This window comes from Brucella sp. TWI432 (assembly GCF_039674445.1).
Classification (GTDB): domain Bacteria; phylum Pseudomonadota; class Alphaproteobacteria; order Rhizobiales; family Rhizobiaceae; genus Brucella; species Brucella chromiisoli.
This window is the reverse complement of sequence record NZ_JBDJNL010000001.1, coordinates 165,529-187,666: the sequence shown is the minus strand read 5'-3', so window position 1 is coordinate 187,666 and position 22,138 is coordinate 165,529. Positions and strand designations below refer to the sequence as shown.

Genomic DNA, 22,138 nt, shown 5'->3' with positions numbered 1-22,138 from the left:
AATGCAACTTAATCATAACAACATTTAACAGCTGACAATATTGCCAATAACACAAGTTTTAAAATAACTCCATAAATTTTGCCATTCACTCAACGCAGATCGATTCGCGAATCGCTTTTAATAATACCAATTCAACTTGCAGGCCCATGATCTGGAAGTATCCCCGACCATTATCATCGCCAGAGCGCGCATTCTTTTTGTTTTACACAGGAGCCAAAGCATCATAGCGGGATCACAAAGGATCCTCTGGTCGCACTTTACGGCCTGCACGCTGCGCAGTTTTGCTGGAAATGATCTTTTGCGCTACGCATTATCCTACGCAAAACCGCTGCGCACTTTTGCTGGAAATGATCTTTTACTCACGCATTATCCTACGCAAAACCGCTGCGCACTTTTGCTGGAAATGATCTTTTACTCACGCATTATCCCACGCAAAACCGCTGCGCACTTTTGCTGGAAATGATCTTTTGCGCTACGCATTATCCTACGCAAAACCGCTGCGCACTTTTGCTGGAAATGCTTTGACGGAAAACACATGATATTTGGGAACTGGCCGATTGAACAAACTGAAGGGGCAATGCTTGCCTATGCAATCACGTCAGGTGCACACAGCTTTCGTAAAGGCACCGTTTTAACCCGCGACCATCTCGATATTTTGCAAAAACAAGGCATCACGCATGTCTTTGCAGCACGCCTCGAAGACGACGACATCAGGGAAGATGAAGCAGCGCTTGCCGTCGGAAATTTGCTCATTTCAGAGAATATAGAAGCGGGAAAGCCCGTTACAGGGCGTATCAATCTGTTTGCCCGTCATGACGGTCTGTTTCACGCGCAAGCAACTGCCATCGACACCATAAACCTGCTTGATCCGCGTATTTCCGTTGCAACATTGCGCAATGACTGCCGCGTTCAGCGTGGCCAGATGGTTGCGAGCGTTAAAATCATTCCCTTTGCGATACCAGCAAAGCTGATTGAAAACCTGCGCTGGCCAGCAACCTCGCAAAATATTCTGGATGTGAGGCCGTTCCAGGCCATGACGGTCGGGATTATCCAGTCTCAATTGCCGTCCATACGCGATTCAGTCCTCGACAAAACACGCAAGCTCATTTCCATGCGCATTGAGCATAATCACGGATCAGTGGGGGCTGAACACCGCGTGGTTCATGCGCAAGATGCGCTCATGCGGGCAATCAGTGAACTCCGGCATGCGTGCGATCTCATCCTCATAGTCAGCGCCTCTTCCATCGCAGATGAAGCGGACATTGTCGCGCGCGCAATTCTCGCTTCGGGTGGCGAGATTTTGCGTATTGGTATGCCGATTGATCCGGGCAATCTTCTGGTTCTGGCAAAGCTTGGGGAGAAATATATTATTGTCGCGCCCGGATCCGCACGCAGTGCGCGCGAAAACAGCCTCGACTGGATACTGGATCGCTTGATGGCGGGTGTGAGGCTTGATTCAGACGATCTGGGAAAAATGGGGGTCGGAGGACTTCTGTTTTAACAATGATAGTCAAACACAAGAATACCATCGAGACCATTTTCGGCCAGTTCGACAAGCTTTCCGCCAACGACCACGTGATCAGGATGAGGAAGATAGGCATCGCGCGCCGCTGCATCGGTAAAATCGACAACAAAGCCGTGCTTAAATCCCTTTTCGAGCGCTTCGGGACTGTTATTTTTACCCGCTGTAATCGCAACGATGCCGTCGATTTTGCCCCGCAAAGCAACCACCTGATCAAGAGCGGCTTTTATCTGCGCGGGTTCGACATCCGATCTGAACCGAATAAGAACGATATGGCGTATCATTGATTGCCTCCTCACGAAACGCTGCGCAAGACTAGTTCCAGATCCGGCAGCTGTGAAGTGTTTCCTTCGGGCTGCAAAACGAAAAAGGCCGGGATGAACCCGACCTTCCGCTTTCATTCGGTTTGCGCCATTACATCCGTGGTCGCATCACCGAATGAATTCCCGATACGAATTTAGATTTAGCATTGTTGCATTTCAGGATTGTGACAGTCTTCAGAAATCCATCAAAAGCCCGAAAAGAATAACCTGAAAGCGCAATGCCCAGCATATAGGCCCATCGGTCGCCCATAGGCCACGTGTTAACCTTTGCCAGAGCTCCTTGCGATCACAACACGCGAAAACCCAACGCGCGCTCACGCGTGTTCTGTCCGAAAACGCATTCTCCCTTTTCGGGATGCGCTTTGATCAAGCTGCCATCGGTGTTTGTACAGGTTCCGGATGATTATAGTTCCAGACCTCAATCAAACATTGCCGCATCAGATCGAGATCCACCGGACCAATCCGGCTGAGTACCAGATCAAGTTCATCCGGCTCGACACCTCTGTTAAGAAGTTCGACTATGGCTTCGATCAAAACTTTTTTGTCGTCAAATCTATAGCGCTGCATCAAACCTGCTCCGCTAAATGCCCCATTTTGATACAAATAAACTAAACCACTATGGTTAACCGAAGCTTACCATTATCAGCCGTTCGAGATGAAATTGCAGTCCGGGAGGACGCTCTCACTCTTCCGGCAAGCTCAGTCGTGTCAACCTTGGAAAACACTACGCAACGAAATATAAAATTACACTTTTCAACATTATGTCGCAATCGTACTATATAAGAGAGGGAATTCAAGTAAAAAAAGTAAATTTATATCACATTAGAAACCTCTACTAAGGAGCAATTATGCACTCCCTCAAAAAACATGCGCTTTTTTCGCTTGGTTTTGTCAGGATACTTGTTCTGAGTGTGTTGATTGGCGGGAGTTTTCTTGGTGGCTATTTGGTAACAATTCAGTATAAAGGCAATGTCCACACCATCATCGCAGGGCAAGCCTATCGCTCCAATCAGCCTGATCCATCGCGTATTGCACAGCTGAAGACGCTTTATGGCATCAAAACGATTATCAATCTGCGTGGCGCAGAGCCGGGTTCGAAATGGTATGATGACGAAGTTGCAGCGTCTACAGCGCTTGGAATTCAACACGCAGATTATGCGATGTCATCGCGCAAACAACTCAGCAAAGAGCAAACACGCGCGCTCATTGCTTTGATGCAGCAAGCGGAAAAGCCAGTGCTTCTTCATTGCAAAGCAGGATCGGACAGAACCGGGCTTGCCGCTGCCCTTTACATTGCTGCGGTTGCCAAAGGCGGCGAGCGCAAAGCCGAAGGACAGATGTCGATCGCCTACGGTCACTTCGCACTTCCGTTCAGCCCGACCCGTGCCATGGATGACACTTTTGAAGCCATCGAAGCAGAGCTTGGTTTTCCCAGCTCATAAAAAGCCTCAACTGTTATTCGCAAAACAAAAACGCCGGGGTTTGATCCCCGGCGTTTTCGTCAATTGCAAATGGCTGATCAATCAAGACCAACGATCTTGCCGTCTTCCCATTTGAAAACGTCAAAACTTGGCGATGAAAGATCACCCGTTTCGCCATAGGTCAGCTTACCAATAACCGTTTCGATTGGCTTGCCATCGCGAAGTGCTGCGGCAACAGCTGCGGTATCTTCCGTCGTACCAGCGCGTTCAATACCGTCTGCAAGCACCTGAACAGCGGCAAAAGCGTTCATGGTGAATGCTTCAACCGGAATGTTCTTGGCTGTCAGCGCATCAACGGCTTCCTTGGAAGCTGGATTCTTCGTTGCATCAACAGCATTGGTGAAGAGTGTGCCTTCAGCATTCTTCTGACCAATCGCCCAGAACTCGGTGTTGGACAGACCTTCACCGCCAAGAATCAGGGCATTCAAACCTGCATCATGCATCTGACGGGCCAGAAGGCCGCCTTCACCATGATAACCGCCGAAATAAACGATCTCCGTACCAGCGGCTTTCAGCTTGGATACCAGAGCACTGAAATCTTTATCGCCGGGGGTGACGGAATCGTATTGAACTTCGGTGATACCATCCTTGTTGATTGCAGCCTTGAAGGAATCTGCGAGACCCTTACCATATGCGCCCTTGTCGTGAACGATGGCGACCTTCTTGTCCTTGAAGTTTTTCAGGAAGTAGGCGGCCATGACATCGGCCTGCTGATCATCGCGACCGCAGGTGCGGAACACGTTTTCCAAGCCGCGCGACGTCAGATCAGGACCGGTTGCAGTTGGCGTAACCATAAGAACGCCGTTTTCCGCAAAAACGTCGGAAACAGGGATCGCGACGCCGGTCGTGACCGGGCCGACGACGAACTTGATGCCATCACCAACAAGCTGGTTTGCCGCAGAAACGCCCTGTTTTGGCTCACCGGCATCGTCGGCAAATTTCAGAACGATCTTTTCGCCTTTGATACCACCATTCTTGTTGATGACTTCAACAGCGGTTTCCGCACCCTTCTTGACCTGGTCGCCATAGGCGGCAACCGGACCTGTGAGTGGTGCGACAACGCCAATCGTAATATCTGCATAAGCAGCGCTGGCAAAACCGAGAGTAGCGGCAAAGGCTACGCTGGAAAGAAGCTTGAGGTTCATTCTTTTTCTCCTTTGGTGAGGCCCCGTTTTTCCCGATGGCCCCAGACAACCCATGCCGGTCAAATCGTAGCGCATATGCGCTGCAGCTTTGCCGGGCCCTCCCTTTTATTTCAATCATACGATCTTAAAGGGTCAATCCAAAAACGCGCCGCACCATCACCCTTTTGGGGTGCCAGAGCCATAATATTATCCGAAATTGCATCTGCGCTTTCGGAAACATGCTCCAGAACGGCAGCACGCTTTCATGATGTAATAAGAATGCATTTCCAGCTTCCGATTGCAAGGGGCCAAGTACCCGCAACTACAACGAAAACTGCCTCCCAAAAAATGCTTATCCTCCTCTCTTCCATGGTGGTGTTTGCTTTGCAAAAAAGGCCGCGATTCCTTCCGCAGCCTCTGGCGTTTCCCATGTGTCGGCGAGACGGGTGAGTGTCATTTCGATCACCGCTTCGTCGATCGGTGCACTGAGCGCGTGCACCAGCCGTTTGGACGCTGCGACCGCATTGGGTGCAGTCGAAAAATAGGGTTTGATTTCCCGCTCTATTGCAGCATCAAGTTGCTCTGCTTCGACCACGTGATGCAGCAATCCAATGTGCTTTGCTTCCTTTGCATCAAACAATCGTGCCGAGGTAAACGTTCTCAGTGCATGGACCTGTCCGATCCGCGCAACCACATAGGGGCTGATGGTTGCCGGGATCAAGCCAAGCTTGGTTTCCGTCAACCCGAACCGCGCATCACAGACACCGATCGCTGCATCGCAAACGCTGATAAGCCCGACACCACCGCCAAAAGCCTGTCCATTGATCCGCCCGATCAGAGGCTTGGGGAGATCGCGCAAGGCTTTGAGCATCAGCGCCAGTTTGCGCGCCGCTTCTATTCGTTGAGAGCGGTTCGCGTTCACCTGCTCCTGCATCCAGCCAAGATCGCCACCTGCGCAAAAGCTTTTGCCGCTGCCGGTCAGAATAACGAGACGCACCGCGTCATCATCTGCCAGTTGCAGCGTAGCGTTGAAAAGCTCATCGATCATAAGACCGGAAAGCGCATTGTGCTGCTCGGGGCGATTGAGCGTCAGTGTCGCGACACCGCGCTCATCAAGCGCAATTTGCAAGGTTTCGAACGCGCTCATGCAGCCTTATCCTGCGTGAGCGCTTGCGCAAACAACGCTGCCGATCTCAGCTTTTCAATATCAAGGCCGGTTTCAAAGCCAAGCCGATGCAGCATGTCCGCGACTGCCAGCGTATCGACATTGCCCTTGGCACCCGGTGCAAACGGACATCCCCCCAGTCCGCCCACCGATGCATCAAACACCCGAAGCCCCTTTTCCAGACTGGCCCGGATATTATCAAGCGCACGGCCATTGGTGTCGTGATAGTGACCGGCAAGACTGTGCGCAGGCGCGATATTCAACACGGCATTGAGCATGGCGCTCACTGTTTCAGGCGTGCCGCGCCCGATTGTGTCACCAAGGCTCACCTCGTGGCAGCCAAGCGAAAAGAGTTGCTCGGTGACTTCTGCAACCGCCTGCGGCGCAGTTGGCCCATCATAAGGACATTCGACAACGCAGCTGACATAACCGCGAATGGCCAGACCATCATTGATCGCTGCACCAATCACTGGTGCCAGCCGCTCGATGCTCTCTGCAATCGTGCAATTGATATTGGCTTTGGAAAAGCCCTCGGAGGCAGAGATGAAGACGGCAATTTCATCAACATTTGCGCTCACCGCAAGCGCATAGCCCTTCATATTCGGCACCAGAACCGAATAGCGGACGCTGCCGGCACGGTGGATACCGCGCATCACCTCTTGCGCATCGGCCAATTGAGGCACCCATCTGGGGCTGACAAAACTGGTTGCTTCGATACGGGAATAGCCACAAGCGGACAGGCGATCAATCAGCGCAATCTTGTCGGCTGTCGGAACAAAACGCTTCTCATTTTGCAGGCCGTCACGTGCTGCCATTTCGACGATTTCCACGTGTTCAGCCATGTTCTTCTCCTCTTTTTGTTTGAGCATGATCTTGTCCGAAAACCGGTTCCCACTTTTCGGGATCATGCTCTTCCTCCAGTTGGACTAACAGCGCGCCTTCATCGACCTGATCACCTGCTGCAACGCTCACGGAAGCAATTTTTCCATCACGCGGTGCTGTCAGTGAAAGCTCCATCTTCATCGCCTCCATCGTCACAAGCCGGTCGCCTTTGGCGACACTTTCGCCTTCCGCAACGCACACCAGCCGCACAAGTCCTGGCATCGGCGAGAGAATGCGGCTTTCGCCCGAAACCTCCTCCTCCGCACCGACAAACTCAACATGATGAAACAAGGCGTCGCGTCCATGGAGCTGAACGCTCACGTCAACGCCGATGCGCATGACGGATGCCTGTTCAAGGTGACCATGAATTGAAAAGCGCACCAGACCATTTTCATGAGAGCGGATTTCCAGATCGCCAAAGCTAAAGCCAAAAAGCCTGCCGCTTTTGATCGTAAAATGAATTGTCTGGCGCTCACCATGATGATCAAGCAGGACGGAGCGCGCTGCATCATCCCATAGGCGGAAACCGCGCAGACTGCTCCATGGATCATTGTTAAGCGGCGCATCCAGCAAATCAAGCGCACCGAGTGCTGCCAGCGCAAAAGCAATATCCGAAGGCTGTTCTATTCTGAAAAGTGTGGACGCCTCACGCGCAATCAGCCCCGTATCAACATCGCCAGAACGAAAGGCTTCAAGCTTGCAAAGTTGGGACAAAAACTGCCGATTGGTGACAAGTCCTGCAATACGCGTCTTGTTCAAAGCGCCTTCGAGCCGGGTCAACGCCTCATCGCGCGTTGCGCCATGGGTGATGATCTTGGCAATCATCGGATCATAAAACGGCGTGATCGTATCGCCAGAGCGCACGCCGGAATCCACGCGCGCATTTTGAGGCGCTGCAAACAGCGCAAGCCTGCCGGTCGCGGGCAGAAAATCACGCGCCGGGTCCTCGGCATAAAGCCGCGCCTCAAAAGACCAGCCATTGATGGAAAGCTCAATCTGCTGCTTCGGCAAGGCTTCGCCGGACGCCACACGCAATTGCCACTCAACCAGATCAAGGCCGGTTATCGCTTCCGTCACCGGATGCTCAACCTGTAGCCGCGTGTTCATTTCCATGAAGAAGAAGCGGTCAGGGTGCAGCCCTTCCGACACATCGGCGATAAATTCCACCGTGCCTGCGCCGCAATAGCCGATGGCTTGGGCAGCCTTGACTGCCGCCTCGCCCATGGCAGCGCGCATTTGAGGCGTCATGCCGGGGGCGGGGGCTTCCTCAATCACTTTTTGATGGCGGCGTTGCAGCGAGCAATCGCGCTCAAACAAGTGCACCACATGACCAAAATTATCACCAAAGACCTGCACCTCGATATGGCGCGGCTTGGTCATGTATTTTTCAATCAGCACGGCGTGATCGCCAAACGATGCTTCTGCCTCGCGTCGCGCACTGTCCAATGCAGTTAAAAAATCGGCGGGATTGTCGACACGACGCATACCCTTGCCGCCGCCGCCCGCACGCGCTTTAATCAGCACAGGATAGCCTATGCGATCCGTCTCGCCTTTGAGAAAGGCGGCGTCCTGATTGTCGCCATGATAGCCGGGCACGACGGGCACTCGGGCTTTTTCCATCAAGCGCTTGGCGGCATCTTTCAGCCCCATCGCGCGGATGGCTTTGGCCGAAGGGCCAATGAAGGTGAGCCCTGCTGCCTCGACCGCATCCACAAAGCCGGCATTTTCAGAGAGAAAACCATAGCCCGGATGAATGGCTTCCGCGCCCGTATCCAGTGCCGCCTTGATGATCGCATCAATATTGAGATAGCTTTGCGCAGATTGTGCCGGACCGACGCGCACCGCCTCGTCAGCCATTTCGACATGAAGCGCATTGGCATCTGCATCCGAATAAATCGCGACAGTGGCAATGCCCAATTTGTTCGCCGTTCGGATAATGCGGCAGGCGATTTCTCCGCGATTGGCAATCAGTATTTTTTGAAACATCTGACCGCCCTCTTTACATTCTAAAGATGCCGAAGCGCGTCGGCTCGACCGGCGCATTCAACGTTGCAGAAAGCGATAGACCGAGCACTTCGCGGCTCTTGCGCGGATCGACAATGCCGTCATCCCAAAGCCGTGCCGATGCATAAAGCGGGTGGCTCTGACGCTCGAACATGTCCAGGGTGGGACGCTTGAACTCCGCTTCCTCTTGCGCCGACCATGTGCCGCCGCTGCGCTTGATCCCGTCACGCTTGACGGTGGCCAGAACGCCTGCCGCCTGTTCGCCGCCCATCACCGCAATACGGCTATTCGGCCACGTCCACAAAAAGCGCGGAGAATAGGCCCGCCCGGCCATGCCATAGTTTCCCGCCCCATAAGATGCACCAATCAGCATGGTTATCTTCGGCACATTGGCGGTGGCGACCGCCGTCACCAGCTTGGCCCCATGCTTGGCGATGCCTTCGGCCTCATATTTGCGACCAACCATGAAGCCGGTGATATTTTGCAGGAAGATCAGCGGAATATTGCGCTGGCAGCACAACTCTATGAAATGCGCACCCTTTAAAGCAGCTTCCGAAAACAAAACGCCATTATTGGCGATAATGCCAACCGGCATTCCATAAAGACTGGCAAAACCGCAAACCAGCGTCGGGCCAAATCGTGCCTTGAACTCATCAAACTCGGAACCATCGACCAACCGCGCAATCAGCTCGCGCACATCATAGGGAATGCGGGTGTCAGCCGAGACAATTCCGAGAATCTCTTCCGCGTCATAAAGCGGGGCAGCACCCTCGCCTCTTGGTATGAACGCACGCTTTTCACTGTTGAGATTAGCGGCGATGGCACGAGCGATTTGCAGCGCATGAGCATCGTCATGGGCGAGATGATCGGCCACGCCGGAGAGCCGGGTATGCGTGTCACCCCCGCCCAGATCTTCAGCGCTTACCACTTCGCCGGTTGCAGCTTTGACCAACGGCGGACCCGCCAGAAAAATCGTGCCCTGATTGCGCACGATCACCGTCTCATCGCTCATGGCAGGCACATAAGCGCCGCCTGCCGTGCACGATCCCATGACGACTGCAATCTGCAGGATGCCCGCTGCCGACATCTGCGCCTGATTATAAAAAATACGCCCGAAATGATCGCGATCGGGAAAAACCTCATCCTGATTGGGAAGGTTCGCGCCACCGGAATCGACCAGATAAATGCAAGGCAAGCGGTTTTCGCCTGCGATCTCTTGCGCGCGCAGATGCTTCTTCACCGTGATCGGATAATAGGTGCCGCCCTTCACCGTTGCATCATTGCAGACAATCATGCATTCACGGCCAGATACCCGGCCAATGCCGGTGATCATGCCCGCGGAAGGGGCCGCATTGTCATACATGTCATGCGCCGCCGTCAGCCCCACTTCCAAAAAGGGTGATCCCGGATCGATGAGCTGCGCAACACGATCACGCGGCAAGAGTTTTCCGCGCGCGATATGACGCTGCCGCGCTTTTTCGCCACCGCCATCCATGGCCATGCGTGATGCCTCTGCCACCACATCAAGCGCTGCCAGCATAGCCTTGCGATTGGCTTCAAAGACGGGGCTGCGTGTCAAAATTTCAGATTTCAGAACCGGCATCAGCGGGTCTCCTGAAAGAGTTCCCGTCCGATCAGCATACGGCGGATTTCCGACGTGCCTGCACCGATTTCATAAAGCTTTGCGTCACGTAAAAGACGCCCGGTCGGATAATCATTGATATAGCCGTTACCGCCCAGCGCCTGTATGGCCTGCAAAGCCATTTGTGTGGCGTTTTCCGCTGCATAAAGAATGCAGCCAGCCGCATCCTTGCGCGTCGTCTCGCCACGATCACAGCTCGCTGCCACCGCATAAACATAGGCGCGCGAAGCGTTGAAGCTCACATACATATCGGCAAGCTTACCCTGCATCAGCTGAAACTCACCAATCGGCTGGTCGAACTGCTTGCGCTCATGCACATAAGGCACAACGACATCGAGACAGGCCGCCATGATGCCAAGCGGCCCACCGGCCAGCACGACCCGCTCATAATCAAGGCCGGACATCAGCACATTGACGCCCTTGCCTTCTTCCCCCAGCAGGTTTTCGGCGGGCACTTCACAATCCTCAAACACCAGTTCGCAGGTGTTGGAGCCGCGCATACCGAGCTTGTCGAGCTTTTGCGCGGTTGAGAAGCCTTTGAAGGTTTTCTCAATGATGAAGGCACTGATACCACGCGGACCCGCTGCCGGATCGGTCTTGGCATAGACAACAAGCACATGCGCATCGGGGCCGTTGGTGATCCACATCTTGTTGCCGTTGAGAATATAACTGTCCCCGCGCCTTTCGGCTGTCAGCCTCATCGACACAACGTCAGAACCGGCTCCCGGTTCGGACATGGCAAGCGCACCGACATGCTCGCCGGAGATAAGTTTGGGTAGATATTTCGCGTGTTGTTCGGGCGAACCATTGCGCTTGATCTGATTGACGCAGAGATTGGAATGCGCGCCATAGCTCAGGCCAACCGAGGCCGATGCACGGCTGATTTCTTCCATTGCCACACAATGCGCAAGATAGCCCATGCCTGCGCCACCGTAATCTTCTGGTGCCGTGATGCCCAGCACGCCGAGATCACCCAGTTCGCGCCACAGATGCATGGGAAATGCGTTCTTGCGATCAATATCGGCGGCAAGCGGCGCAATGCGGCTTTCCGCAAAACGGCGAACCGTATCACGAAGGGCTTCGATCTCCTCGCCAAGACCGAAATTCATGCCCCCCAAATTCTGGCCCGAAGCAAACATACTCGTCCTCCACAAGTTCTGCCCGGCTGCTGTTTTTAAAAACAGCTATGTTCCGTTCAGAGTGTCGTGTGGAGACCGATTAGGCAATGGCTTTGCGCGGCGTTCTGTGGCTATTTATTACCCTATAACGAAATTTTCTTTCGCGCGCCATTCCGCGTCAAGTCTCCTGAAGCTCGGCAATATCGCGATAAAGCTCCAGTGCTTGCGGGTTTGCCAGTGCTTCCCGGTTTTTCACCTCGCGCCCATGCACGATGTCGCGCACGGCAAGTTCGACAATCTTGCCGGATTTGGTACGCGGAATATCACTGACAGCGATGACCTTTGCAGGTACATGGCGCGGTGTAGCGCCGGTACGGATTTTGGCTTTGATCCGCGCCTTGAGAGCGTCATCAAGCGAAACGCCTTCAGCAAGCCGCACAAAGAGCACCACGCGCACATCGTTGTCCCAATCCTGCCCGATGCAAAGTGCTTCCGTCACTTCCGGCATCTGCTCGACCTGATTGTAAATCTCTGCTGTCCCGATACGCACACCACCCGGATTAAGCGTGGCATCCGAACGGCCATGAATGACAATGCCATCATGCTCGGTCCATTCAGCAAAATCGCCATGGCACCAGATATTGTCGAAACGCTCGAAATAGGCTGCCTGATATTTCGCGCCTTCCGGATCGTTCCAGAATTGCAGCGGCATACAAGGAAAGGCCTTGGTGCAAACCAGTTCGCCCTTCTCGCCGCGCACCGGCTTGCCATCATCGTCCCAGACATCAACAGCCATGCCAAGGCCAGCGCCCTGAATTTCGCCCTGCCAGACAGGTTCTGTCGGCACGCCCAGTACGAAACAGGAAACAATGTCCGTTCCGCCTGAGATGGATGCCAGATGCACATCCTTTTTGATTGCCTCATAGACAAAAGCAAAACCTTCCGGTGACAGCGGCGAACCGGTCGAGGAAATGGTGCGCAGAGCGGACAGATCATGGGTTTCACCGGGTCGCAGCCCGGCTTTCAAAACGGCGTCGATGAATTTTGCCGACGTGCCGAAATAGGTCATGTCTTCGGACGCCGCATAATCGAACAGAACATTGCCATCGGGATAAAATGGCGAGCCATCATAGAGCAGCAGCGTTGCACCGGACGCGATGCCGGACGCCAACCAGTTCCACATCATCCATCCGCAGGTGGTGAAATAGAAGAAGCGGTCGCCTTCGCGAATATCCGCGTGAAGACGGTGTTCTTTGAGGTGCTGCAACAGCACGCCGCCAGCGCGATGCACAATGCATTTCGGAATGCCGGTCGTGCCGGAAGAAAACAGAATATAAAGCGGATGATCAAACGGCAGGCGCGCGAATTCGACCGCTTTTGCTGAAAAAGGGGCAACGGCTGTGTCAAGGGCAATGCCGTTCCGGGCCTTGCTGGCCACCGCTTCCGCTTCGCCCAAATAGGGAACGATGACCGAGCGTTTGCTGCTGGGCAGCCTGGCTGTCACTTCGGCGATCTTGTCACTCACATCAATGCGTTTGCCGTTATACCAGTAACCGTCGCAGGCAAAAAACAGTTTCGGCTCGATCTGGCCAAAGCGATCCAGCACACCCTGCGCGCCAAAATCCGGCGAGCACGAAGACCAGATTGCCCCGATAGACGACGCTGCCAGCATTAGAGCGACAGCCTCAGGCATGTTCGGCATCATGCCTGCAACGCGATCACCGGGCTTTACTCCTTCTGCAAGCATGAACTGCTGGAGTTTCGAGACCAGCGCATGAAGGTCATGCCATGTCAGGCGGCGCTCGACCTTGTCTTCACCACGAAAGATGATCGCCTCTCCCGCACCATTATGACGCAGGAGATTTTCTGCAAAATTAAGTTTGGCATCGGGAAAGAATTTCGCCTCACGCATATGACCATTGTCGACCAGCGCCGTTTGCCCGCGCTCACCAATGACATTGCAAAAATCCCAGATTAGACTCCAGAAAGCGGCACGATCTTCAACCGACCAGCGGTGCAAATCGGTGTAAGTGGCAAGTTTCCGTCCCGCCCTCCCCTCGGCCTGCACGCGAAAGTGCTCGAGCGGGCTTGTCGCAATACGGTTTGCATCAGGTTGCCACAGGGGCTGTTTATCAACGGAAACGGCCGCAATAGTCATCATTCCTCCCAGAATCACGCCGAGCTGAAATCACTCCGACGATCAGCTCCAAAACAAATGTCTAAAAGAGACCCACCCATCCGTCCATATTTTTCCAGATGCTAGAGCGCGTTTCGATCTGACTGAATGAGATCGGCTCTTAAACTTTTTGTTTTATCGCGCATCTTTTTCCGAAAACCGTTTCACACTTTTCGGGATGCGCTCTAATGCGCTGATTGTCCTGAACCCAGAAGGTTTTCCGTATCGCTTTCGCGGTTTAGCCATCGGTTTATCCGATTAACGAGCCAGCGATTGATTGGATTTTCAAAAATATGCCAGGCTATAAAAGCCGCAACAACGCTGACTGTAACACCACCCGCAATCAGCATCACAGCACCGATTGTGGTGTCTCCCCAATGTTGCGGAAGAGCGTTGAAGAAAATCAATCCGACCAATGGATGCAGAATGAAAATACCAAAGCTGTAGGGCGAAAGCCGCACCAGAACAGGCAGTCGCAGGGGGGTGTAAACATCCTGGGTAGAGGCGATGTAGAGCACATAAACTCCACAATAAAGGAAAGCCAGCCGCAACGGCCCTTCAAGCGTGTTGGGTTCACCCGCCACAGCTGGCGGATGATAAAATAGAAAAATCGCCACACAAACGGCAAGCGCCAGCTTAATCGCGAGCACTGGCATTATCGGATGCGCACGGCGCGCAAGCCACATGCCGAAAAGGAAAGAAGGCAGCGCCCGCAGCACACCCACATCGGCCATTTGAATGCGTGTCAAGGAGGGGGCGCCCAGCCTCTGCGCCAGATACTCTCCAACCGCTACAACAAGGATAACAATAATGAGAACAAAACTCCCCAGCCTGCGGCAAAGAATATCAAACAAGGGAAAGCAGAGATACATCAGGAAAAGTGCGCTCAGAGACCAGCTGACGTAATTATAAGAGAGCGTTTTTCCAAGCCCCCAATCATGAATGAGCAGCAATTGTGTGAGCCCGTCTGACAGGCTCATATTGGGCTCGGCGGAAGGGTGAAGAACATCGGCTGCCGTCAAGACTGACAAAAGGGCAAAGCAGGCAAAGGTTATGGCGTGCAGCGGATAAATCCGCGCCAGGCGCTTGCCAACAAAACCAAGATATTGCCGTCTGTTCCAGACGTAATTCTGCTTTCTCGCTAGAAACAGACCTGACACAATAAAAAAGACATCAGTAAAATAAGCAAATGGTAATATAATGTCTTGCAGCGGGGCGTTTTTCACAGGGATGCGAAAAGAATAATGAAACGCTGCAATTCCAAGACACAGTAGAAATCGCAGACCGTCGAAATCAGGAAGCCTTTTCACCCAACCGACCGCTAACAATTACTTTGGTGGAGCTTCACTAACAACATTGAGATAAAAGTCGAGGGAAACTTAATTTTTCCGAAAATAAAACCGTCCGGCTAGAGCGTATCGCGCTTAATCATACCCAATACGCTCGCTCTATGTTCTTATTTTTACGCATGTTGTTCGCGGATCGTAGCGGGAATAGAAATCAGTCCGGTGACGAATTTTCCCCGCGAAAACGATTCCTAGCATTTCGCGACCGGTTTTAGGGCTCAACGGTTTTTTATAGAGTGGTGTGGGGAAATTTGGTGGAGCCAAGCGGGATCGAACCGCTGACCTCTTGCATGCCATGCAAGCGCTCTCCCAGCTGAGCTATGGCCCCATCAGACAGAAATTTGCTGCCCGTTGAGGCGGCTTATTAAAGGGCAAGTTACAGAAGATCAAGAGATAAAACGCAACTCTTTTCATATCTGCCAAAAATAATTTGTCGATCATCAACAGGCGTGAGATTGCAGCCCAGAAAACAGCAAGGCGACTCATTGAGCCGCCCTGCTTTAAATCGTCCATGAAGGCGTTATCAGACTTCTTCGTCGTCGCCGCCAACGCCGCCGCCCAGAATACCGGAAACGTCGTCGTCTTCATCTTCTTCCTCTTCAAGGAAGGTGTCTTCATCGTCATCGCCCAGATCGACATCGTCGTCGAGGTCAGGAAGATCTTCACCACCCTTGGCTTCGTCATCCGCATCTTCAAGAGAAACGAATTCCGGCTTTTCGAGCGCTGTATCGAGCTCTTCGGCTTCTTCTTCCTCTTCGGCCGCACGGCTTTCCGCTATGGTCGCTTCAAAATACGACCGTGGGTAGGAAATGCCTGTATAGGGCGAAACAATCGGATCACGATTGAGATCGTAAAACTTTTTGCCCGTTTCCGGATCGATGCGCTTGGTACCAAGTTCAGCTTTTGCCACGTTTAGCCTCGTGAGTTGATTTCTCCGTCGCGCCTGCGACGCTTACATGCTTTAAGCTCGCCATCAAACTCCTCAACCGTCCATCAGTCGGGAGAAGGCGGAAGACGCGCATTACGGTGTTGTTTTGGTGCATAAACGCAATTTGCAGCTTTTGTCAAAGCGAAAGACGCATTCTGCACGCGATCTGTGTTTCAAAACACGCATTCGCGGATGACCCCGCGCTGTTCCTGTGCTAGGTAGCTGCCGCTTTGATCAATCCCGCGTGCATAACGCCCAAATGAGACAGTAACAAATCCATGTCCCATTCCGCTACCCCGAAACCTGCAATCGCCCGCCGCTCAGAGGCACTCAAGGGCGAAATTCGCATTCCGGGTGACAAATCTATATCGCATCGTTCCTTCATGTTCGGCGGTCTGGCTTCGGGTGAAACCCGTATCACCGGCCTGCTCGAAGGTGAAGACGTTATCAACACAGGCCGCGCCATGCAGGCGATGGGTGCCAAGATTCGCAAAGACGGCGACGTCTGGATCATCAATGGTGTTGGTAATGGCTGTCTTTTGCAGCCTGAAGCCCCGCTTGATTTCGGCAATGCCGGAACCGGTGCACGCCTCACCATGGGCCTTGTCGGCACCTACGACATGACCACAACCTTCATCGGTGACGCATCATTGACCTCACGCCCCATGGGACGCGTGCTCAATCCGCTGCGTGAAATGGGCGTTCAGGTGAAGGCTGCCGAAGGCGACCGCATGCCGCTGACACTCACCGGTCCCAAAACTGCAAACCCGATCAGCTATCGCGTGCCGATGGCGTCCGCTCAGGTTAAGTCCGCCGTTCTGCTCGCAGGTCTCAATACGCCGGGTGTTACAACGGTCATTGAGCCTGTCATGACGCGTGATCACACCGAAAAAATGCTTCAGGGCTTTGGTGCTGACCTGACGGTTGAAACCGACAAGGACGGCGTGCGCCATATCCGCATCGTCGGACAGGGCAAACTCACTGGCCAGACCATCGACGTGCCGGGTGATCCATCCTCAACCGCTTTTCCACTGGTTGCAGCCCTGCTGGTTGAAGGTTCGGACGTCACCATCCGCAATGTGCTGATGAACCCGACCCGCACCGGCCTGATCCTCACCTTGCAGGAAATGGGCGCTGATATTGAAATCATCAATCCGCGCCTTGCCGGCGGTGAAGACGTTGCGGATCTGCGCGTGAAGTCATCGAAGCTCAAGGGCGTTGTCGTTCCGCCGGAACGCGCACCTTCCATGATTGATGAATATCCGGTTCTGGCGATTGCCGCTTCTTTTGCCGAAGGCGAAACCGTCATGGACGGCCTTGATGAACTGCGCGTCAAAGAATCAGATCGCCTTGCAGCGGTTGCGCGTGGCCTTGAAGCCAATGGCGTTGATTGCACCGAAGGTGAAATGTCGCTCACGGTTCGCGGTCGTCCTGACGGCAAGGGCCTTGGCGGCGGCACGGTTGCCACACATCTTGATCACCGCATCGCGATGAGCTTCCTCGTCATGGGACTGGCCGCTGAAAAGCCAGTTACAGTTGACGACAGCACGATGATTGCCACCTCGTTCCCGGAATTCATGACCATGATGCCGGGTCTTGGTGCAAAAATCGAAGTCAGCGCGCAGCAATGACAAGTTTCGTCGTTGCCATCGACGGACCGGCAGCCTCGGGCAAGGGAACCCTTGCCCGGCGCATTGCCATTCATTACGGCATGCCGCATCTCGATACCGGCCTGACCTATCGTGCCGTTGCGAAAGCGCTTCTTGATCAGGGGCTGTCGCTGGATGATGAAGCAATTGCTGCCGATGTGGCACTTCATCTTGATCTGCATGCGATGGACAAGGCTGTTCTTTCGGCCCATGCAATTGGCGAAGCCGCATCCAAAGTGGCTGTCATGCCCGCTGTGCGACGCGCTCTTGTTGAAGCACAGCGCGGCTTTGCCAGAGCCTTGCCATCCAGCGTGCTTGATGGGCGCGACATTGGAACGGTGGTTTGTCCGCAAGCCGCTATCAAGCTTTTTGTGACCGCCTCACCGGAAGTGCGTGCACAACGCCGCTTTGACGAGATTATTGCAAAGGGTGGAACGGCCGATTTTGATGAAATTCTGGCCGATCTCAAAAAGCGTGACGAGCGCGACATGAACCGCACGGATTCCCCGCTCAGGCCTGCTGAAGACGCACACTTGCTAGATACGAGTAAAATGAGTATAGAAGCGGCATTTCTGGCAGCGAAAAAGCTGATTGATCACGCTTTGGCGCAGCATCCGGCATAAAATCAGGAAAGCCGTGAGGTTTTCTGCTATGATCCGCCCGGAAATGCTCGATTATTCGGGGTTTGTTCCTATATAGGGCACTCCCAACATTATAACCTGACTTCGCGTTCCACGCGCCGGTTGTCCCAAAGGGACGGAGCCGAAGGACAGGCCGAACGCAACTCTAACCCCCGGCGCCGCATCCGATGTTGTTTTATACCGGATGCATCAGGAGTATTTATGTCTGAATTCAATCCAACCCTTGCAGACTTCGAGTCGCTGCTGGCTGAATCCTTTGCCAACAATGACCTTGCAGAAGGTTATGTTGTAAAGGGTCGCATCGTTGCCATCGAAAAAGACATGGCAATCATCGATGCCGGCCTCAAGGTCGAAGGTCGCGTTCCGCTGAAGGAATTCGGCGCGAAGGGCAAAGACGGCTCGATGAAGCCGGGCGACGAAGTTGAAGTCTACGTTGAGCGCATCGAAAACGCACTTGGCGAAGCTGTTCTGTCGCGCGAAAAAGCACGCCGCGAAGAAAGCTGGGGCAAGCTCGAACAGAAGTTCGCCAATGGCGAACGCGTCGACGGCGTCATCTTCAACCAGGTCAAGGGTGGTTTCACCGTCGATCTGGACGGCGCAGTTGCCTTCCTTCCACGTTCGCAGGTCGACATTCGTCCGATCCGCGACGTTACCCCGCTTATGCACGTCCCACAGCCTTTCGAAATCCTCAAGATGGACAAGCGCCGTGGCAACATCGTTGTCTCGCGCCGGACCGTTCTTGAAGAAAGCCGTGCGGAACAGCGTTCGGAAATCGTTCAGAACCTTGAAGAAGGCCAGGTTGTTGAAGGCGTTGTCAAGAACATCACCGATTACGGTGCGTTCGTTGATCTCGGCGGCATTGACGGCCTCCTGCACGTGACCGACATGGCATGGCGCCGCGTCAACCATCCATCGGAAATCCTCACCATCGGCCAGTCGGTCAAGGTGCAGATCATCCGTATCAACCAGGATACACATCGTATCTCGCTCGGCATGAAGCAGCTCGAGAACGATCCTTGGGATGGCATCGGTGCGAAGTACCCGATCGGCAAAAAGATCACCGGTACTGTAACCAACATCACCGATTACGGCGCATTTGTCGAAATCGAGCCAGGCATCGAAGGTCTGATCCACGTTTCAGAAATGTCGTGGACCAAGAAGAACGTACATCCAGGCAAAATCCTGTCGACCACTCAGGAAGTCGAAGTCGTTGTGCTCGAAGTTGATCCGGTCAAGCGCCGCATCTCCCTCGGCCTCAAGCAGACCCTCGACAACCCATGGACGACTTTTGCCGACAAGTACCCTTCGGGCACAATCGTTGAAGGCGAAGTCAAGAACAAGACCGAATTCGGCCTGTTCATTGGTCTCGACGGCGACGTTGACGGCATGGTTCACCTTTCCGATCTCGACTGGAACCGTCCGGGCGAGCAGGTCATCGAAGAATACAACAAGGGCGAAGTTGTTAAGGCCGTTGTTCTCGACGTTGACGTTGAAAAGGAACGCATCTCGCTCGGTATCAAGCAGCTTTCCGGCGACAAGGTCGGTGAAGCAGCCGCTTCGGGTGAACTGCGCAAGAACGCTGTTGTAACCTGTGAAGTCACAGCTGTTACCGATGGTGGCCTTGAAGTCCGTCTCGTTGACCACGATCTCGACAGCTTCATCAAGCGTTCGGATCTGTCGCGTGACCGTGACGAACAGCGTACGGAACGCTTCTCGGTTGGTCAGAAGGTTGACGCCCGCGTCATCGCCTTCGACAAGAAGACCCGCAAGCTGCAGGTCTCGATCAAGGCGCTCGAAATCGCTGAAGAAAAAGAAGCCGTTGCTCAGTACGGTTCGTCCGACTCTGGCGCTTCGCTCGGCGACATTCTTGCCGCAGCCATGAAGAAGTCGGAAAACAACTAAGTTTTCGACCTCTTAGAGAAATGAGAAAGCCCGCCATTGGCGGGCTTTTTCTTTTTGATCTCGGAGCGGATCGGCGCGATTAACAAGCTGTCCTCAGATAACACCAAGCAAATGGATCAGGCCAAGGCTGATCAGCCCAAGAGCCAGCAGCGAAAGAATGACGGCAAGGGTCACGCGGCCACCGGCAGAGGCGACCGAACGCACATCCACACCCAATCCCAGCGCCGCCATTGAAATGATCGTCAGTGCTGTGGATGCATATTGTATGGCTGGGAGAGCGGGTTGCGGAATGAGATGAAAGGCCCGCAATGCCATCATACCGAGAAAGCCGATGATAAACCACGGCACTAGTTGCAGAAAGCCGGGCTTCACGTCTGCATCCCGATTGCCTGCAACAACAGACAACACCAGTATAACCGGCCCCAGCATCAGCACGCGCACAAGCTTGACCAAGGTTCCAAGCTGTACGCTGATTGCCGCAACGGGCGCGGTTGCAGCGAGCACCTGCGGCACCGCATAGACCGTCAGTCCCGCCAGGACGCCATATTGCGTGAATGACAACCCCAGCAACGGCACGAGCAACGGCAGGCACAGCACCACAACAACGCCCAGAATTGCCGTGAATGCGATGGAAGCGGCCACATCTTCGCTGTCTGCACCAATGACGGGGGCAGTGGCGGCAATGGCCGAGTTACCGCAGATGGAGTTGCCACAGGCCACAAGAACCGCCATGCGATGCGGCAGTTTCAGCAATCGCCCTATGCCATAGTTGAGCGTAATCGCAAGTGCCACAACGGCCGCGATACCCATAATCAGTCCGGGACCGGCGGCAACGACCGCGCTCACGCTGATCGAAGCACCAAGCAAAACGACCGCAATCTCCAGCAGCAGTTTGGCGGAAAAGCTGATGCCTTTGGCAAACTGCTTGCCGGGTCGAAAGAGTGTTCTGACGGCGGTGCCCAGCAGAATAGCCAGCACCAGCGCTTCCAGCCAGGCTTTGCCGGAATAATGCTCCTCAATCTTTTCAAGCCCGATTGCCACAGCCGAAACAGCAAGGCTGAGTGCAAGCCCCGGGAGAATGTTCTGAAATTTTGTGGCAGTTGCGGTGTTCATTGGAATCAGCATTCACATCTTGAGAAATATTTTCCAATCGAATGCGCTTATTCTTCTGTTCATTCCATCGCATAATATGGCATAATTCATTCGATAAAATCGAATGATCATAGCTATGACACTGGAACAATTACGTATTTTTATCGAAGTGGCCGAGCGTGAGCATCTGACACGGGCGTCTGAAGCGCTTCATCTCACGCCCTCGGCGGTGAGTTCAGCGATCCGCATACTCGAAGATCGCTATGGCGCAATGCTTTTCAACCGCATTGGACGGCGCATTGAGCTGACGGGCGATGGCCGCATGTTTCTGGATGAAGCACGCGCAACGCTGGCGCGCGCGCAATCGGCGGAGCGTATGCTGTCAGAGCTTGGCGGCGGAAAACGCGGCATTCTGGCGATCCATGCAAGCCAAACCATCGCGAGCTACTGGCTGCCACCCTATCTGGCACAGTTTCATGCGACGCATCCGATGATCGATTTGCGCCTCACGCTCGGAAACACCGAAAGCGTCACACAGGCCACGCAAGAAGGATTGGCAGATATCGGGCTTGTGGAGGGTGCTGTTCAGGCCCCCACCCTCTCGCTGCGCAAGGTTGCTACGGATCAGCTTATTGTTGTCACAGGACCAACCCATCAATGGCGCGATGCCGAGAAACTGACCTGGGATACTCTGTTTCACGGCCAATGGATTTTGCGAGAGCATGGCTCAGGCACCCGCAGCGTGTTTGAAGATGCGATGCGGGTCGCAGGCTACAATCCTGCGCGTCTTAGCATCGCGCTCGAGCTTCCATCCAATGAAGCCATCTGCTCGGCGGTGCTTTCCGGCAATTATGTTACGGCAATTTCGGAACTGGTGGCAGCGCCGCATCTTGCGGCAGGCACGCTCGTCAAAGTCAATTTCACTCTCCCGCAACGCCAGTTTCTGATGCTTTCTCACAATGACCGCTATCAGACCAAAGCGCTCAAATCTTTCGCCGACATGCTGATGAGCGAACCAAACATGTCGCGCACAGACCACCTCTCCGACGATCAAGCACGCTAGGCTTTCTCCACGGGTATATCCCCGCATATCCCGGCCCAATATGCGGATCGGGAACGATACGCACGTCAATCTGGAGGAGG

The 22,138-nt window shown here is 53.9% G+C and carries 18 protein-coding genes, 1 tRNA gene and 1 pseudogene; 6 read left to right on the top strand and 14 right to left on the bottom strand.

The annotated features are described in order from the left end of the window. Positions 1 to 535: 535 nt before the first annotated feature. The gene (locus tag ABE527_RS00890; protein ID WP_499695821.1) at positions 536 to 1,501 is read left to right on the top strand and encodes a molybdopterin-binding protein; all 966 of its coding nucleotides are present in this window, start codon (positions 536 to 538) and stop codon (positions 1,499 to 1,501) included. On the opposite strand, the gene ABE527_RS00885 is transcribed toward ABE527_RS00890, so the two are convergent. Together ABE527_RS00885 and ABE527_RS00880 are read right to left on the bottom strand one after the other, a co-directional pair. Then, positions 1,498 to 1,806, bottom strand: a complete 309-nt coding sequence (locus ABE527_RS00885) for a Dabb family protein (protein ID WP_265982629.1) — start codon at positions 1,804 to 1,806, stop codon at positions 1,498 to 1,500. The two genes, ABE527_RS00890 and ABE527_RS00885, sit on opposite strands and share 4 nt — an antisense overlap. 405 nt (positions 1,807 to 2,211) lie before the next feature. Continuing rightward, the gene (locus ABE527_RS00880) at positions 2,212 to 2,412 is read right to left on the bottom strand and encodes a hypothetical protein (protein ID WP_265982628.1); all 201 of its coding nucleotides are present in this window, start codon (positions 2,410 to 2,412) and stop codon (positions 2,212 to 2,214) included. Between the two features lie 281 nt (positions 2,413 to 2,693). Here ABE527_RS00880 and ABE527_RS00875 point away from each other — a divergent pair, with 281 nt between their 5' ends. Then, the gene (locus ABE527_RS00875) at positions 2,694 to 3,287 is read left to right on the top strand and encodes a tyrosine-protein phosphatase (RefSeq protein ID WP_499693271.1); all 594 of its coding nucleotides are present in this window, start codon (positions 2,694 to 2,696) and stop codon (positions 3,285 to 3,287) included. Positions 3,288 to 3,364: 77 nt separating this feature from the next. Here the strand turns inward: ABE527_RS00875 and ABE527_RS00870 are convergent, their stop codons facing one another. From ABE527_RS00870 to ABE527_RS00820, 11 genes and pseudogenes are all read right to left on the bottom strand, one after another. After that, positions 3,365 to 4,471, bottom strand: a complete 1,107-nt coding sequence (locus ABE527_RS00870; RefSeq protein WP_265982626.1) for a branched-chain amino acid ABC transporter substrate-binding protein — start codon at positions 4,469 to 4,471, stop codon at positions 3,365 to 3,367. Positions 4,472 to 4,802: 331 nt separating this feature from the next. Beyond that, positions 4,803 to 5,597, bottom strand: coding sequence for a crotonase/enoyl-CoA hydratase family protein (locus tag ABE527_RS00865; RefSeq protein ID WP_499695820.1), 795 nt, complete (start codon positions 5,595 to 5,597; stop codon positions 4,803 to 4,805). Next, complete coding sequence (locus ABE527_RS00860; protein ID WP_499695819.1) at positions 5,594 to 6,457, bottom strand: hydroxymethylglutaryl-CoA lyase; 864 nt, start codon at positions 6,455 to 6,457, stop codon at positions 5,594 to 5,596. Before ABE527_RS00860 ends, ABE527_RS00865 begins: the two co-directional genes overlap by 4 nt. A 64-nt stretch (positions 6,458 to 6,521) precedes the next feature. Next, positions 6,522 to 8,540: pseudogene (locus tag ABE527_RS00855) on the bottom strand (acetyl/propionyl/methylcrotonyl-CoA carboxylase subunit alpha); the annotation flags it as partial. Then, positions 8,497 to 10,104, bottom strand: a complete 1,608-nt coding sequence (locus ABE527_RS00850; RefSeq protein WP_499695818.1) for a carboxyl transferase domain-containing protein — start codon at positions 10,102 to 10,104, stop codon at positions 8,497 to 8,499. The gene ABE527_RS00850 and the pseudogene ABE527_RS00855, both read right to left, overlap by 44 nt. Next, positions 10,104 to 11,252: an isovaleryl-CoA dehydrogenase gene (locus tag ABE527_RS00845; protein WP_499696309.1), complete on the bottom strand. Its 1,149-nt coding sequence runs from the start codon at positions 11,250 to 11,252 to the stop codon at positions 10,104 to 10,106. The genes ABE527_RS00850 and ABE527_RS00845 overlap by 1 nt, the downstream gene beginning before the upstream one ends. Positions 11,253 to 11,439: 187 nt before the next feature. Then, a complete protein-coding gene (locus tag ABE527_RS00840; RefSeq protein ID WP_499695817.1) occupies positions 11,440 to 13,419 on the bottom strand; it encodes an acetoacetate--CoA ligase in 1,980 nt (659 codons plus the stop codon). Positions 13,420 to 13,622: 203 nt separating this feature from the next. Next, positions 13,623 to 14,747, bottom strand: a complete 1,125-nt coding sequence (locus tag ABE527_RS00835; protein WP_499695816.1) for an acyltransferase family protein — start codon at positions 14,745 to 14,747, stop codon at positions 13,623 to 13,625. A 288-nt stretch (positions 14,748 to 15,035) separates the two neighbouring features. Next, positions 15,036 to 15,111: transfer RNA gene (locus tag ABE527_RS00830), tRNA-Ala, on the bottom strand. Beyond that, positions 15,102 to 15,332 carry a hypothetical protein gene (locus ABE527_RS00825; protein WP_265982619.1) on the bottom strand — a complete coding sequence of 77 codons (231 nt, stop codon included), beginning with the start codon at positions 15,330 to 15,332 and terminating at the stop codon, positions 15,102 to 15,104. The genes ABE527_RS00830 and ABE527_RS00825 overlap by 10 nt, the downstream gene beginning before the upstream one ends. Next, on the bottom strand, positions 15,307 to 15,693 hold the full coding sequence (locus ABE527_RS00820) for a TIGR02300 family protein (protein WP_265982618.1): 387 nt from the start codon (positions 15,691 to 15,693) through the stop codon (positions 15,307 to 15,309). The genes ABE527_RS00825 and ABE527_RS00820 overlap by 26 nt, the downstream gene beginning before the upstream one ends. A 296-nt stretch (positions 15,694 to 15,989) precedes the next feature. On the opposite strand from ABE527_RS00820, the gene aroA reads away from it, so the two are divergent. The 3 genes from aroA (at position 15,990) to rpsA (ending at position 19,903) form a co-directional block, all read left to right on the top strand. Further along, on the top strand, positions 15,990 to 17,342 hold the full coding sequence (gene aroA, locus ABE527_RS00815) for a 3-phosphoshikimate 1-carboxyvinyltransferase (RefSeq protein ID WP_499695815.1): 1,353 nt from the start codon (positions 15,990 to 15,992) through the stop codon (positions 17,340 to 17,342). Further along, a complete protein-coding gene (gene cmk / locus ABE527_RS00810; protein WP_499695814.1) occupies positions 17,339 to 17,983 on the top strand; it encodes a (d)CMP kinase in 645 nt (214 codons plus the stop codon). Before aroA ends, cmk begins: the two co-directional genes overlap by 4 nt. A gap of 219 nt (positions 17,984 to 18,202) precedes the next feature. Beyond that, entirely contained in the window at positions 18,203 to 19,903 is a 1,701-nt protein-coding gene (gene rpsA / locus ABE527_RS00805; protein ID WP_265982614.1) for a 30S ribosomal protein S1, read from the top strand. Positions 19,904 to 19,996: 93 nt separating this feature from the next. On the opposite strand, the gene ABE527_RS00800 is transcribed toward rpsA, so the two are convergent. Further along, complete coding sequence (locus tag ABE527_RS00800) at positions 19,997 to 21,016, bottom strand: YeiH family protein (protein ID WP_499695813.1); 1,020 nt, start codon at positions 21,014 to 21,016, stop codon at positions 19,997 to 19,999. Positions 21,017 to 21,131: 115 nt separating this feature from the next. Between ABE527_RS00800 and ABE527_RS00795 the strand changes: the two genes are divergently transcribed. Continuing rightward, on the top strand, positions 21,132 to 22,058 hold the full coding sequence (locus ABE527_RS00795; protein ID WP_265982611.1) for a LysR family transcriptional regulator: 927 nt from the start codon (positions 21,132 to 21,134) through the stop codon (positions 22,056 to 22,058). Positions 22,059 to 22,138 lie beyond the last annotated feature (80 nt).